The following is a 14,339-nucleotide window of genomic DNA, read 5'->3' as shown; positions in this document are numbered from 1 at the left end:
CCTTCTGGGGAACCCTGAAATGTGAGAGGTATTATTTGCATACATACAGTACCTTTGAGGAACTCAAAAAAGACATAGATGACTACATCCGTTTTTACAATAACGAGCGATTACAGGCAAAACTAAATGGCCTCAGTCCCATGGAATTCAGGACCAAGGCCGCTTAACCGATTTTTATTTTTTTGTACTGTCTACTTGACGGGGGTCAGTTCAATCCTCGTCGGACCGAAGGGCAGCCGCTTGAAACCGTACGGATCAATACACAAGCGAGAACAATCCGTCGATGTGGGACAGATAACGAACGTTGCTCGCCTCTTTCATCAGCGAAGCCGGCAGACCTTTCAGCTTCGTCTGGTGGGCGCCGATCGTGCCGATCGCGTCCTTGCGTCCCAAGCTTGCCAACGTGCCGGAGAATACCGGCTTGAAGCTTTTTTGCGGGAGGCCTTTGATCGTCGCGAACAGGTTGTAGCCGACAGTCTCGCCCATCTGCCATGCGAGCTGGGCGCTAGGCGGATACGGACGTCCTTCCGGCCCCATGACGACGGCGCTGTCGCCCGCCAGATACACATCGGGATGCGAAGTGGATTGCAGGAATTCGTTGACTGTCGCGCGGCCGCGAACGGCTTCGATGCCCGAGTTGGCGACGACGGAGTTGCCCGTGACGCCGCCCGTCCATACGAGCGTGTTGGCTTCGATCGTGGTGCCGTCCTTCAGGATGACGTTGCTGCCTTGGACTTCCGTGACCGCTACGCCCGTCAAAATTTTGACGCCGCGTTTTTCGAGGCTGGTTTTCGCGCGCTCGACGAGATCCGGCGAGAAGCCGGCCAGGATCGACGGCGCCGCCTCGACGCAGTACAACGAAATGTCGTTGAAGTCGACGCCTTTTTGCAAGCACACCTTCGGAAGCGTGTCGACCAGCTCGCCGATCAGCTCGATGCCGGACAAGCCGCCGCCGCCGATAACGAACGTGGCGTCCGCTTTGTTTTTGGTTTGGGCGTACGCTTCGATTTTCGCTTCGACATGCGCATGGATCTTCTTCGCGTCTTCAACCGATTTCAGCGTGAAGCTGTTTTCTTCCAGTCCCGGGATGCCGAAGAACGCCGTTTCGCTGCCGAGCGCGATAACGAGCTGATCGTAGTTCAGCGTTGCCCCGCTCGCCAGGCTGACTTGCTTTTGCTCCAGTCCGATATTCGTCACCGTGTCGATGCGAAGCTCGACGTTGCGGTTGCGCAGCAGCTTCTCGAGCGGCAGCGCGACGTTGCCTTCGTTCAAGCCGCCGACGGCCAGACGATGAAGCTCGGTGACGATCTGATGGTAAGGGGTACGATTGACGATGGTGATTTTCGCTTCTTCCGCCGACAAATATTTGCGCGCGGTTTGCGCGGTCAACAGCCCGCCGTAGCCGGCGCCCAGTATCACAATATGCTTAGCCATGCTGATCCTCCGTCTCGCTATCGGCCGTTACCGAATTAGCGCTGTTTTTGTCGATCCGACAGTACGTCCAGGAAAGCTTGCGCGAACCGCAGCGTTTTTTGGACTTGCGGATCTTTCAACATTTTCAGGATGCCGAACAGACCGATCGTGGACGTATCGTTTTGGGCACGATCGCTGGCTTCGACGGCTGCGGCCGCGAGTCCTTTGGCTTTCTCGCCGATCGGCTTGACGAATTCCTCGAATCCGCCTTTCAGATCCTCGATCAGAACGCGGTCCGTCGCGAGCGATTGAGCGATGTCGTAGGCTTTGATCAGCTGCGAGACCATCTCGGCGAGCTTGGGAAGATTGTCCACCAGCTCGGTAAGAGCTTTCTGCACTTCGGGTTTCATCAACTGGTCGAGAATGTCCAAATCGCGGGCAACTGCCGGAACGGCTGCCGGTTCTTGCGTCAATGTTTCGGACACGGCAAAAGGCCTCCTTTTGTTGACTTGTTGTTGTACCGTACCTGATCATCGAACCGGAGTTTTGATTGTGAAACTTTTCACATCAATTACCGAAATAATGAAGCGGCGCGGATCCAAACTGCTTATTTATATTTTACTCCTAATTATCTAAAGCTGCAATCTTTTTTATGCCTCCGGGCAGCAAAAACATCGAAAATTCGACAGGAATCGCGCCGCTTGGCGGCCGCGGTTGACGGCAAGGCTGCATGCGACGCGAGGCGTTGCGTTCCGTTCCGGAATCGGCGGCTCACAGGAGTGCAAATTTACACTCCATTTCTTCAAAAGCGGCTGTTTTTATGGATCGAAGTGCAAAAATACACTTCCAATCGCGGGATTGGTGCGAGAAGCGGCCGGGGCGCTCTCTCGGAGTGCATTTTTGCACTTCCCGGTGATCTTTCGCCGCAAGTACAGGTTGTTTCTTGTATATTTGCATTTCGGACGGCGGGCGGCGGGCCCTTCGCGAACGCCGATCCGGCTGGAGCTGGTGCCTGAGAACATCGCGGCCGGTCAGCCGGACGGCCGACGTGCGGCGGACGTTCATGCGGCCGACATGCCCGGACGTTCATGCGGCCGGACTTGTCAATCAGCCTTGAAACCGGATGTCGAGCTGGATCACTTCCGAGCGGCTGCCGATCCGCAGCGGCGGCCCCCATGTCCCGAACCCCGAAGAGACGACCGCATGCAGGCGGCCCTTGCGCTTGTAGCCCCAATCGAGCTCGAACAGCCTGCGGGTAATCAGATGGTTGGGGGCGAGCTGGCCGCGATGCGTATGGCCGGACACCATCACATCCACGCCGCACGCCTCCGCGCGATCCAGGCCGTACGGCTGATGGTCCATCAGCAGAATCGGCGTCTGCGGATCGACGTCCCGCAACAGCTCCTCCAGCGGCAGCCGACCTTCCGGGTCGGCCGTCTCGGCCGTTTTATCCTTGCGTCCGGCGATGACGATCCGGCCGCCTTCCAGCTCCACGACCTCGTCGCGAAGCACGGGAATACCGATTTCTCTCATGACCTCGACGTACCGGTCGATATGTCCGCCGTAATATTCATGATTCCCCAGCACGGCATAGACCCCCAGCGGCGCACGCAGACGGCCGAGGACCGACTTCATGTCCTTCCGGAGAAACGGCCCCAGATCGTCGTCCAGCACGTCTCCCGCAAGCAAAATCAGATCGGGCCGGATGCGTTCCGCTTGTTCGAGCAAACGGCGGATATGCCGGTTCCCGACAATCGTTCCGAGATGCAGATCGGAAGCGACCATGACGCGCAGGCGGCTGCGGTCGCCGGCCCGCTTGTCGATGTCCAGCTCGTACCGCCGGACGACGGGCGACCAGGCATTGCGGGTGCCGAACGCGAACAGAACGAGCAGGACGAGCAATACGGCCCCGCCGATCCACCGGACGGACCGGTCGGCGTCGGCGCCGGCAAGCGCGGCGATCCAGCCGACCAGATCCGCGACGGGGAGAAGCAGCAGTAGATATTGGATACCTGCCAGCCACAAGGAACCGATAGATTTGACGGCGTCGGTCAGCGCGCCCGGCATGACCGCCTGCCCCAATCTGCCCAGCAAATAAGCGACCGCCAGCACGGCAAGCGCTGTGCCCGCCAGCCAGCCGAAGCCGTCCGCCCCCCAAGCTTCGAGGAACAGGACGATATTCCAGCCAATGTACACATGAATGACGGCCAACACGGCCAAGAGGATACCGACAGCCCATACGATATTGCGCCTCACCGCTCCGATCCTTCCTTCCGTCTCCCATATTGCCGCGAGTATGAAATTTGCTTCTCTTCCTAAACATAAAAGAACCGCTTCCCGGCGTCAAACGAATGACGCGGCAAGCGGTTCCGGACGTGCCCCGCAATCGTTACTTCACGATGCGAAGCGTGACGTCTTGAACGCCGAATTTGAAAGCTTCCGATCGCGGACCGGGGATAAAAATATCGATGCGGTCGCCTTTGATCGCCCCGCCGATATCCCGGGCCTCGGCGTAAAATCCGCCGGCCGGCAGGCCGTCGTGTTTGTAGCCCGTGACATACACTTTCGTGCCGAGCGGGATAACCGAAGGGTCCACCGCAATCGTGCCGAGTTCGAGCGGGTTGCCGAAATAATCCACGGCGCCCCAGCCTCCGTTCTCCTCCGGGCTCGCGGAATAGGCGGTCGCGCGGAACGTCATCTCGGGTCCGAGCACCGGGCCGGGAACGGCCGCAGCCTTGTAGGTTCCGCCGTCGGTCGACACGATCGCCGTCCGGCTTTTCGCATCCCAGTCGACGCGGTTGCCTGTCGCTTCCGCCACGAACCGGAACGGCATAAACACGCGGCCGTTCAAAAACTTGGCTTTGGCGCCCGCGCTTTTCGGCTTCCCGTTGACGAGAGGGCGATTGTTGCCGGTCGCCCATTCGATCACCGTATCGGGACCGGCCAGCTTGACTTCGTATTGCTGCTTGCCTGTTTTCTCCCAGTCGATATCCAGTCCGAGCTGCTCCGCCACGAACCGGATGGGCACATACAGCCGTTGATCTTCGTCCAGAAACGGCTGAGCTTCGGGAAACGAAATCAACCGGTCGTTGATTTGAACCCGAACGTCGGAAGAAGCGTAGGCACTCTTCGCCGGAAGCGAAGCGCCGGTAAGGAGCGCAGCCGACACCGCGGCCGCATAGACGGTTTTGCTGAATCTGCCTGTCAACAACATGCCAAACCTCCCTAAAGCCTCCGAGGTTAGTTGACGGGTTCGGGAAGAGAGTGTTCCCGGCTGCGGGCCCGAACGGCGCCGGCAGCTTCACCCCAAATAAATCGTCCCCCGTACCGGTTGCATACAGGTCTTAACCGGATTCGGCACGGGTCAAAGTCTAGCATGTTATCAAAAAAGGGATCAACACGCAATAACTTCCATAGGAGGATAAACGCTTCCACTCTTTCCTTCCAATTGTGACAAACTTGTTACAAACCTTGCTGAAATTTGCTTTCAATCCGGGGCAAACGTATAATGAACCGTAATAGGCTTACTTATTTCAATCCAATAACCAATCAAGAAGGTGTTGCGCACAATGGAAACTTCTCTGCAAACAAACGACTTTTTTACGGTTATCCGGGAACGCCACGCCGTAAAACATTACGATCCCGCCCATAAATTAAGCGAGAAGGAGATTCTGGAACTTCTCGAAATTGCCGGAACGGCGCCTTCCGCATGGAATCTGCAGCATTGGAAATTCATGGCCATCACCGATCAAGCGGCAAAAGAAAAACTTCTGCCGATCGCCTACGGTCAAAAGCAAATCGTCGACTCGTCCGTCGTGGTGGCCGTGCTTGGCGATCTGCAAGCGAACTTAAACGCCGAAGACGTCTACGCGCCGGCCGTGAAGCAAGGGTTGCTTACCGAAGAGATCAAGCAAAACCTGATCGGGCAAATCAACTATACGTATGCGAACGTGCCGAACGCGCCCCGCGACGAGGCGATCCGCAACGCTTCCTTGGCGGCCATGCAGTTGATGCTCGCCGCGCGCGCCAAAGGTCTGGATACGTGCCCGATCGGCGGCTTCGACAGCGCGAAATTCGTCGAAGCGTTTAACGTGCCGTCGCGCTATATTCCGGTGATGCTGATCACCGTCGGCAAAGCCGCGTCCCCTGCCCGTCCTTCCAGCCGGTTCCCGGTGGAGCGGACGGTCGTGTGGAACAGCTTCTGAGACCGCAACGCGCTACAAACAACGAGACACCGGAAGCTTCAGCCCTTTCGCTTCCCGCCGGGAAGCCGGAAGGGCTTTGTTATTGCGCCGGGACGGCGCTCCAGCCGCATACAATAAGACGGGCAGGAACGCTTATCGCATTCCTGCCCGTCTCTTCGTCTGAACGGAATTTATTTGGCCGACGCCAGTTCGCCCCGTATGTCCGCCGAACCGTCCGCCGCGTCCGGATCGTCCCGGCCGCCCGACAGCAGCTTCCTGTACAGCTTGACATATTGCTTGGCCGAACGGGACCAACCGACGTCCACTTTGGCGATATTCGCCGCAATTTTGTTCCATTGCTCGGAACGGCCGTAGCACGATAACGCCCGCCTGACCGCGTGCAGCATGTCGTGCGCGTTGTAGGACTGGAACGTAAAGCCGGTGCCTTCTCCCTTCGTCGGGTCATACGCCTGAACCGTATCCTTGAGCCCGCCCGTCTCCCGCACGATCGGCACGGAGCGATAGCGGAACGCCAGCAATTGGCCGATCCCGCAGGGCTCGAACAAGGACGGCATCAGGAACAGATCGGATGCGGCATAGATGCGCCGGGCAAGTCCGTCGTCGAACACGATATTCGCCGACACCTTCTCCGGATGCCGCGCCGCCGCCGAACGGAACATCTCCTCGTACCGCCCTTCGCCCGTACCGAGCACGACGAGCTGGATGTTCTCCGCCAGCAGCTCTTCCAGCACGAAACCGATCAGATCGAGTCCCTTCTGCTCGACCAGGCGGGAGACGATGGCGATCATCGGGACATCCTCGCGCAGAGGCAGGCCCAGTTCGGCTTGCAGCGCGGTTTTGTTGCGGCGCTTGGCGGTAAGCGAGCTGCGGAATTTCGAGACGAGCTGCGGGTCCGTCATCGGATCGTAGCTGTCCGTATCGATGCCGTTGACGATGCCGTGCAGCGCGCCGCTGCGGGCGCGAAGCACGCCGTCCAGCCCTTCTCCGAAATGGCGCTGGATTTCTTCCGCGTACGTCGGGCTGACGGTCGTCAGGATATCCGCTTCCAGCAATCCGCCCTTCATGCAGTTGGCCGCCCCGTAGTATTCGAGCCGGTCCGGGGTCATGTAGTCGTCGCCCAGACCGGTGACATCCTGGAGCACTTCGCGCGAAAAGACGCCTTGATATTTCAGATTGTGGATCGTAAACACCGTCCGGACCCGGCGGAACGGCGCGTAAGGCCGGTAATGGGCGTTCAGCAGCACGGGGACGAGCGCGGTCTGCCAGTCGTGGGCGTGCACGATGTCGGGTCCGAAATCGAGATGAGCCAGCGCCTCGACGACCGCTCGGCTGAAAAACGCGAACCGTTCCGCTTCGTCTCCGTACCCGTACAAGCCGCCCCGCTTGAAGTAATACTCGTTGTCGATGAAGTAGACGGGAACGCCGTCATGCTCCAGCGTCTGGATGCCGCAATACTGGTTGCGCCAACCGACCGACACCTCCCAGGTCCGCAGCGTCTCCATCCGGGAAGTCCATTCCTCCGCGATCAGGCCATACTTGGGCAAAATCACGCGCGCATCGACCCCCAGCTTGCGGAGCTCCTTCGGCAGCGCCCCCACCACATCCCCGAGCCCCCCGGTCTTTGCGAAGGGAGCCGCCTCCGAAGCGGCGAACAGCACTTTCATTTCGCTCTCCTCCTATCTTCTATTGTTTTATGTCGCGCACGGCCTCGCGGCCGAAACCGTCTGTCCTTGGAACGCCGGAGTCAGATGATTTTCCGCTTGACCGCGATGAAGGGGGCCTCTTCCTCCCCGCGCAGCATCCGGTTGCTGCGGATCAGCACTTCCTTGTCCAGAATGGCGTTTTCGACGCTGACCTTCTCCCGGATGTCGCCGTTCTGCATGACGATGCTGTTGCGTACGACCGCTCCCTTGCGGACGCGCACGCCGCGGAACAAAATGCTGTTCTCGACCGTGCCTTCGATCACGCAGCCGTTTGCGATCAGCGAATTGTGAACGTCGGCGAACGGGCCGTATTTGGCCGGAGGCTCATCCTTGATCTTCGTGTAGATCAGCCCCGGACGGAAGAACAAATCCCGCCACGTCTCGGGATTCAGCAGGCGCAAGCTGTTGCGGTAGTAGCTCTGCAGCGTGTTGACGACGCCGAGAAAGCCGCTGTGGCGGTACCCGTATATGTTCAGGTTCCGGATATTTTTCATCACCGCGTCCCGCACGAAATGATCGTAGCCCTGTCCAAGCGACGTTTCGACGAGGTCGAGCAGCAAATCTTTCTTAAGAATCAGCATTTCCATCGAGATGCACGGGCTTTCCAGGCGGCCGGAGTGATCCTGCATATCGATCACGCGGCTGTTCTCGTCCAGCAGCAGACGGCGGCAGCGGGCGTCGGCGTCCAGCTCCTGAAACCCGTACAGCATCGTGATATCGGCGTCGGCGGACTTGTGGAACTCCAGCGCCGCCCGAAGGTCCACGTTGCACACCATATGGCTGCGCGCCACGACGACATAAGGTTCTTTGCTTCGATAAAAATAATCGCGGTGGGAGTAGAAATGGTACAAGTCTCCCTTCATGATCTCGCGCGTCTCGTCGAGCGCGGGCGGAAGCAGGAACAGTCCGCCTCTCTTGCGGTCGAGGTCCCATTCCTTGCCCGAGCCGAGATGGTCCATCAAGGAACGGTACTTCGTATGCGCGAAGACCGCGACGTTGTCGATGCCCGAGTTCACCATACCGGACATGACGAAGTCGATCAGCCGGTAACGTCCGCCGAACGGCACCGAGGCGACGCAGCGCCGGTAGGTCAATTCTTCCATATGATCGCGTTCGTTGATCAGATTAATGACGCCCATCATTTCGTTCATGTCTGCTCATCCTTTCCGAAGTAAGGGAATCCCGACCCGAATACGTTTACGCGATAACTTCGTGGCTGCCGATCAGCCGGATCTGCCCGTCCTCCGGTTCGATGCGCATGCCGTCGGCGACCATGGTGTTTTCGCCGATGATAGCCCGGCGGATGACGACATTGTCGCCGATTTTCGCGTTCGGCATAATGACCGAATCTTCAATAACCGAACGTTCGCCGATGCGGACGCCGTAAAATAAAACCGAGCGGTACACTTCCCCGAATACGCGGCAGCCTTCGTTCACCATCGAATTGCGCACGTTGGCCTTCGGACCGATGAACTGGGCCGGCTGGTTCGGATTCAGGGAATAGATGCGCCACTGGTGGTCGTTCAGATTCAGCGACGATTCGTCCGACAGCAGGTCCATATGGGCTTCCCACAGGCTTTCGACCGTGCCGACATCCTTCCAGTAGCCCTGGAACGGATAAGCGTACAGCGGCACCCCTTCGGCCAGCAATCGGGGGATGACGTCCTTGCCGAAGTCGTTGTTGGATTGCGGGTTTTGTTCGTCGCGTATCAGATGCTCCTTCAACCGGTTCCAGTTGAACATATAGACGCCCATCGAGGCCAGATTGCTCTTGGGCTGCTTCGGCTTTTCCTCGAACTCGACGATGCGGCCTTCGCCGTCCGTGCTCATGATGCCGAACCGGCTCGCTTCACCCGGGTCGACTTCGATGGCGGCGATCGTCGCTTCGGCGCCGCGGTCGATATGGTAATCGAGCATTTGGCTGTAATCCATCTTATAGATATGGTCGCCGGAGATGATCAGGACGTAATCGGGCGAATATTGCTCGATATAATCGATATTTTGATAGATCGCGTTGGCGGTTCCCTTGTACCAGTCTCCGCCCGCTTGCTTGACGTACGGCGGCAGAACGGTAACGCCGCCCCCCTTGCGGTCGAGATCCCACGGACTGCCGATGCCGATATACGAATTCAGCACCAGCGGCTGGTACTGCGTCAGGACCCCGACCGTATCGATGCCCGAGTTCGTGCAGTTGCTGAGCGTAAAATCGATGATCCGGTATTTCCCTCCGAAATGAACGGCCGGCTTGGCCAACTGCCTGGTCAGCACGCCCAGGCGCCGTCCTTCTCCTCCGGCCAGCAGCATGGCGACGCATGTCTTTTTGCGCAACATCGCGCTCCCCCCTTGTCATGGTCTCGGTTACGAACGGGATTTCCGCTTGCGGACGGCCGGCGGGCCGCCGGCAGACGCCGATTCCCCGGACGGCTCCCCGGCCGGTTGGCGCTCTTCGACGCGGGAGGGCTTCCAGCGGAACAGATGCGCACCGAACGGAGCGACCTGAATCTCGATCGACATCGGCTGTCCGTGCCACGGCTTGGGCGCGGCGCGCTTCGCCCGGGGATTGCGCCATTGTCCCGTTCCGCCGCAGTCGGCGTCGTCGCTGTTCCAGATTTCCTTATACGTGCCGGGACCCGGCACGCCGATCCGGAACAGCTTATACGGCTGAGGCGTGAAGTTGAGCAGCACAAGCAGCGTCTCCTCCGGACGCCCGGATCTCCGCAGGTAGACCAGGATGCTCTGATCCGCGTTGTCGGCGTCGATCCATTGGAAGCCGCCGGGCTGGTGGTCCAGTTCCCAGAGCGCGGGCTCCGACACGTACAGCCGGTTCAGCTTGCGGGTATAAAGCTGCATCGCCCGGTGCGAGTCGTATTCCAGCAGATGCCAATCGATCTGCTCGAGATCTTTCCATTCGCTGAACTGGCCGATCTCTCCGCCCATGAACAGCAGTTTTTTCCCGGGATGCGTCATGAGGAACGCGTACAGCAGCCGAAGCTGGGCGAATTTGTCCCGGTAGCTTCCCGGCATTTTATCCAAAAGCGAACGTTTGCCGTGAACGACCTCGTCGTGCGACAGCGGCAGAATGTAGTTCTCGGAATAAGCGTACATCATGGAGAAGGTCATGAGGTGATGGTGGTATTTGCGATAGATCGGTTCGAGCTGCATGTACCGGAGCACGTCGTTCATCCAGCCCATATTCCACTTGAAGTTGAAACCGAGCCCTCCAGCATGGACGGGAGCGGTCACGAGCGGCCAGGCGGTCGAGTCTTCGGCCGCCATGATCGCGCCGGGCGCGTAGCGGAAGACGGTTTCGTTTAATTTGCGCAGAAAGGATAAAGCTTCGAGGTTCTCGTGGCCGCCGAGGCGGTTGGTGATCCATTCGCCCGAAGGCCGGTCGAAATTGAGGTTCAGCAGGCTCGCGACCGCATCGACGCGCAGGCCGTCGAAATGGTATTCGCACAGCCAGAAGATTGCGTTCGAGATCAGGAAGCTTCGCACCTCGTTGCGGCCGAAGTGAAAGCCGAGCGTGCCCCATGCCGGTTTGTCCGCCAGCCGTTCGTCCTCCGGCTCGTACAGCGGCTCGCCGTCGAATCGGCGCAGGCCGTGATCGTCCCGGCAGAAATGTCCCGGCACCCAATCGAGGATGACGCCTATGCCGGCCCGGTGGCAGCGGTCGATCAGCCGCTTCAGCCCGTCGGGATGGCCGTAACGGCTCGTGGCCGCGTAATAGCCGGTGACCTGATACCCCCAGGACCGGTCGAACGGATGCTCGCTGATCGGCATCAGCTCGATGTGGGTATAACCCATGTCCCGCACGTAATCCACGAGATGCTCGGCCAGTTCGTCGTAGGAATAAAAACGCTCGCGGCCGTGAATGCGCCAGGTGCCGGGATGCACTTCGTAGATGTTGACGGGCCGGCGGAACGGCTGCTCGCCGCGCGACGCCATCCACTCGCCGTCGTTCCACTCGTAACGGTCGTACGCGTGCACGATCGAAGCGGTGCCGGGCCGAAGCTCCGAGCGGAACGCGTACGGATCGGCCTTCATCCGCCGGCTGCCGTCGCGGGCGACGATCTCGTATTGGTACAGATCGCCCTCGCCGAGCCCCGTCACGAACGTCCACCAGAGACCGCCTTTGGACAAGCGCGCCAGCGGATGGTTCCGCCCGTTCCAGCCGTTGAAGTCGCCCACGACGTTAACGCCGGCGGCATTGGGCGCCCAGACGACGAACCGGACCCCGTCGACGCCGTTAACCCGCGCGGGGTGGGCGCCCATCATCCGGTAGCTCTCGTACAGGCTGCCTTCGTGAAACAAATAAATATCGCTCTCCGACGGCCTGATCTCCTCCGCCGAATCGGGGGCGAAGGCCGCGGCCGGCCCTTTCCGGCGGTTCGCCGACACGGATTCCGCGATTATGGCTTTGTGTCCGGATCGACTCATAACGGCTCTCCTTTCGACTTCCCTTTCATTATACCTGATGGCCGGGAGCCGGAATATATATATTGTGTGAAAATTCTGTCATCTTGTTCATAAAGACTCTCGCTAAACTTCCCGAGCCGGTTATGTTACAATAAGTCGATGAAATTTCGCCCAAAACGGAAAGGAAAGAATAACCCTCATGTTTTTAGCTGACGACTGGAAAGATTACGAACTGATCGACACCGGAGGCGGCGAGAAGCTGGAGCGCTGGGGCTCCTATATATTGCGCCGGCCCGATCCGCAAGTGATATGGCCCCTGCAGGACGAATACCGCCTCTGGCGCGAAGCGGACGGCCATTACCACCGCAGCTCTTCGGGCGGAGGCCACTGGGAATTCCGCAAACAGTTGCCGGAGCGCTGGACGATCTCCTGGGGTCCGCTCTCGTTCCACATCAAGCCGACGGGCTTCAAGCACACCGGCTTGTTCCCTGAGCAGGCGGCCAACTGGCGCTGGATGATGGACGTGATCTCGAAGGCGAACCGGCCCGTCAAGGTGTTGAACCTGTTCGCTTACACCGGCGGCGCGACGGTCGCATGCGCGGCGGCCGGCGCAGAGGTGTGCCACGTGGACGCGTCGAAGGGCGTCGTCCAGTGGGCCAAGGAAAACCTGCACCTGTCCGGACTCGGAGACCGGCCGGTCCGTTTCATCACGGACGACGCGTTCAAGTTCGTGCAGCGCGAGATTCGCCGCGGCAAACGGTACGACGCGATCATTATGGACCCCCCTTCCTACGGGCGGGGACCGAACGGCGAAACCTGGAAGCTGGAGAACGACCTGTTCCGCTTCATCGAGACGGTCAGCGAGGTGCTGTCGGACAAGCCGCTGTTCCTGCTGATCAACTCGTATACGACCGGCTTCTCGCCGACGGTGCTCAAGAACATGCTCACGCTGACGATCGGCCGCAAACACAAAGGGCGGATCACGACCGGCGAGATCGGCCTGCCGGTAACCCGCAGCGGTCTCGTGCTGCCGGCGGGCATGCTCGGACGCTGGGAGGCGTAACCGAATGGCCGATTCCTCCCCGATCCCGATTCTCTATGAAGACAATCACCTGCTGGTCGTCGTCAAGCCGCGCAACATGCCGTCGCAGGCGGACGACTCCCGCGATCCGGACTTGCTGACGCTGCTGAAGGAAGACATCAAGAAGCGGTACGGCAAGCCCGGCAACGTCTACCTCGGCCTCGTCCACCGGCTGGACCGGCCGGTAGGCGGCGTCATGGTGTTCGCCAAGACGTCCAAGGCCGCTTCCCGCTTGTCCGACCAGGTGCGGACGCGGACGCTGGACAAGACGTATCTCGCCGTCGTGCGCGGCGCGCCGCCGAAGCCGCAGGACCTGCTTGTGCACTGGCTCAGCAAAAACGAACGGACGAACACCGTCTCGGTCGTGCCGCCGAATCATCCCGGCGGCAAGCAGGCCTCGCTCGAATACCGGACCGTCGCCTCGGGAAGCGGCTTGTCGCTGCTGGAGGTGTCCCTTCACACGGGAAGGCCCCATCAGATCCGGGTGCAGCTATCAGCCGCAGGATGTCCGCTGTACGGCGACCAGAAGTACGGAGCGGCGGTCAACCGGCCCGGCGAGCAGCTTGCCCTGTGGGCGGCGCGGCTCGGCTTCCGGCACCCGACGACGCGGGAGCCGCTCGTCTTCGCATGCCCCCCGCCGGACGAAGCTCCGTGGAGCCTGTTCCCGGGGACATCGCTGTCAACGGGGCGCTAGGCCGCCCGACCGGATGCGCGAGGCTCTCTCGCCGTCAGGAGGCTTGGGCGACTTTTCCCAGCAGATAGATCAAAACTTGTTGGTTGTGCGCGGACAGGCGGTTCAGATACTCGTCGAGGAACCGGTCCCGGATCGCCGTCCCGCGCTTCCACTCCTCGATCCCGAACGGCGTGACCGACACCCAGACGATCCGGCGGTCGGCGTTGTCGCGGGATCTCTCGATCAGGCCGTTTTTCTCCATCCGGTCCAGAAGCGTCGTTACGGCCGCGGGCGTCGTCTCCAGATGCTCCAGCAGATCGGACGGCTTGCAGGGACCCTCTCTCGACATCAGCAGCTCCAGCACATTCAGTTGCCCTTCCGTTAAAGTCGGCGCCAGCGAATTTTCCATATGCTGCTTCAAGTCCTTTGAAACTTTGGTCCACAGCCGCAAAAATTCGTGAGCGACCATTTTCGTTATCCTCCCTTTTTTCCCAAGCTTTGCATCGATTATAACATCCCTTCAAACTCGAATTAAAGGTTAAGGCCGTTAATATTTTAAGACATCAATCGAGGAAATGCGGAACACCCCGACATTGGCCCACATATACTGGCAACAGAAAAATACGCTGCTGTCGAAAGAGGTGCTGCTCCATGGATCCGAATCTCATCACGCAGGAACATAAGGAAAAGGTGCTTCGCCGGGCGATTTCCGCCGGAATCGTAAAAGACCCACACTGGGCGGACCGGCTCAACGAACCGATGCCCGTGTGGGTCGTATTGGAACTGCTGCTTGCCCTCAAGCAGCAACTGGATGATCCGCCCTGCGGCTCTTACGACTGACCGACCGT

The 14,339-nt window shown here is 59.6% G+C and carries 14 protein-coding genes and 1 riboswitch; of the genes, 5 read left to right on the top strand and 9 right to left on the bottom strand.

Going from position 1 to position 14,339, the window contains the following annotated elements:
• The first annotated feature begins 14 nt into the window (after positions 1–14).
• A complete protein-coding gene (locus FE781_RS18220; RefSeq protein ID WP_425464974.1) occupies positions 15–167 on the top strand; it encodes an IS3 family transposase in 153 nt (50 codons plus the stop codon).
• A gap of 88 nt (positions 168–255) precedes the next feature.
• On the opposite strand, the gene FE781_RS15820 is transcribed toward FE781_RS18220, so the two are convergent.
• From FE781_RS15820 to FE781_RS17900, 4 genes are all read right to left on the bottom strand, one after another.
• Complete coding sequence (locus tag FE781_RS15820; protein ID WP_138790585.1) at positions 256–1,434, bottom strand: NAD(P)/FAD-dependent oxidoreductase; 1,179 nt, start codon at positions 1,432–1,434, stop codon at positions 256–258.
• A gap of 35 nt (positions 1,435–1,469) precedes the next feature.
• On the bottom strand, positions 1,470–1,898 hold the full coding sequence (locus tag FE781_RS15815) for a DUF1641 domain-containing protein (protein WP_246068211.1): 429 nt from the start codon (positions 1,896–1,898) through the stop codon (positions 1,470–1,472).
• 622 nt (positions 1,899–2,520) lie between these two features.
• The gene (locus FE781_RS15810; protein ID WP_246068210.1) at positions 2,521–3,669 is read right to left on the bottom strand and encodes a metallophosphoesterase; all 1,149 of its coding nucleotides are present in this window, start codon (positions 3,667–3,669) and stop codon (positions 2,521–2,523) included.
• A 133-nt stretch (positions 3,670–3,802) separates the two neighbouring features.
• On the bottom strand, positions 3,803–4,627 hold the full coding sequence (locus FE781_RS17900; protein WP_138790584.1) for a stalk domain-containing protein: 825 nt from the start codon (positions 4,625–4,627) through the stop codon (positions 3,803–3,805).
• A 2-nt stretch (positions 4,628–4,629) separates the two neighbouring features.
• A riboswitch (cyclic di-AMP (ydaO/yuaA leader) is annotated at positions 4,630–4,783 on the bottom strand.
• Positions 4,784–4,982: 199 nt separating this feature from the next.
• Between FE781_RS17900 and FE781_RS15800 the strand changes: the two genes are divergently transcribed.
• Entirely contained in the window at positions 4,983–5,618 is a 636-nt protein-coding gene (locus FE781_RS15800; RefSeq protein WP_138790583.1) for a nitroreductase family protein, read from the top strand.
• Positions 5,619–5,788: 170 nt separating this feature from the next.
• On the opposite strand, the gene glgA is transcribed toward FE781_RS15800, so the two are convergent.
• From glgA to glgB, 4 genes are all read right to left on the bottom strand, one after another.
• Positions 5,789–7,282 carry a glycogen synthase GlgA gene (gene glgA / locus FE781_RS15795; RefSeq protein WP_138790582.1) on the bottom strand — a complete coding sequence of 498 codons (1,494 nt, stop codon included), beginning with the start codon at positions 7,280–7,282 and terminating at the stop codon, positions 5,789–5,791.
• 80 nt (positions 7,283–7,362) lie between these two features.
• Positions 7,363–8,472 carry a glucose-1-phosphate adenylyltransferase subunit GlgD gene (gene glgD / locus FE781_RS15790; RefSeq protein ID WP_246068209.1) on the bottom strand — a complete coding sequence of 370 codons (1,110 nt, stop codon included), beginning with the start codon at positions 8,470–8,472 and terminating at the stop codon, positions 7,363–7,365.
• Between the two features lie 46 nt (positions 8,473–8,518).
• Complete coding sequence (locus tag FE781_RS15785) at positions 8,519–9,649, bottom strand: glucose-1-phosphate adenylyltransferase (RefSeq protein ID WP_379252346.1); 1,131 nt, start codon at positions 9,647–9,649, stop codon at positions 8,519–8,521.
• Between the two features lie 30 nt (positions 9,650–9,679).
• Entirely contained in the window at positions 9,680–11,758 is a 2,079-nt protein-coding gene (gene glgB, locus FE781_RS15780) for a 1,4-alpha-glucan branching protein GlgB (protein ID WP_138790580.1), read from the bottom strand.
• 178 nt (positions 11,759–11,936) lie between these two features.
• Here glgB and FE781_RS15775 point away from each other — a divergent pair, with 178 nt between their 5' ends.
• Together FE781_RS15775 and FE781_RS15770 are read left to right on the top strand one after the other, a co-directional pair.
• Positions 11,937–12,800, top strand: a complete 864-nt coding sequence (locus FE781_RS15775; protein WP_138790579.1) for a class I SAM-dependent methyltransferase — start codon at positions 11,937–11,939, stop codon at positions 12,798–12,800.
• Positions 12,801–12,804: 4 nt separating this feature from the next.
• The gene (locus FE781_RS15770) at positions 12,805–13,512 is read left to right on the top strand and encodes an RluA family pseudouridine synthase (protein ID WP_138790578.1); all 708 of its coding nucleotides are present in this window, start codon (positions 12,805–12,807) and stop codon (positions 13,510–13,512) included.
• Between the two features lie 34 nt (positions 13,513–13,546).
• Here FE781_RS15770 and FE781_RS15765 read toward each other — a convergent pair whose 3' ends face one another.
• Positions 13,547–13,960, bottom strand: a complete 414-nt coding sequence (locus FE781_RS15765; RefSeq protein ID WP_138790577.1) for a MarR family winged helix-turn-helix transcriptional regulator — start codon at positions 13,958–13,960, stop codon at positions 13,547–13,549.
• A gap of 182 nt (positions 13,961–14,142) precedes the next feature.
• Between FE781_RS15765 and FE781_RS15760 the strand changes: the two genes are divergently transcribed.
• Positions 14,143–14,331, top strand: coding sequence for a hypothetical protein (locus tag FE781_RS15760; RefSeq protein WP_138790576.1), 189 nt, complete (start codon positions 14,143–14,145; stop codon positions 14,329–14,331).
• Positions 14,332–14,339 lie beyond the last annotated feature (8 nt).

The organism is Paenibacillus thermoaerophilus (genome assembly GCF_005938195.1).
Lineage (GTDB): Bacteria > Bacillota > Bacilli > Paenibacillales > Reconciliibacillaceae > Paenibacillus_W > Paenibacillus_W thermoaerophilus.
The sequence above is the reverse complement of the archived record's forward strand: the minus strand, read 5'-3'. Positions and strand labels throughout refer to the sequence as shown.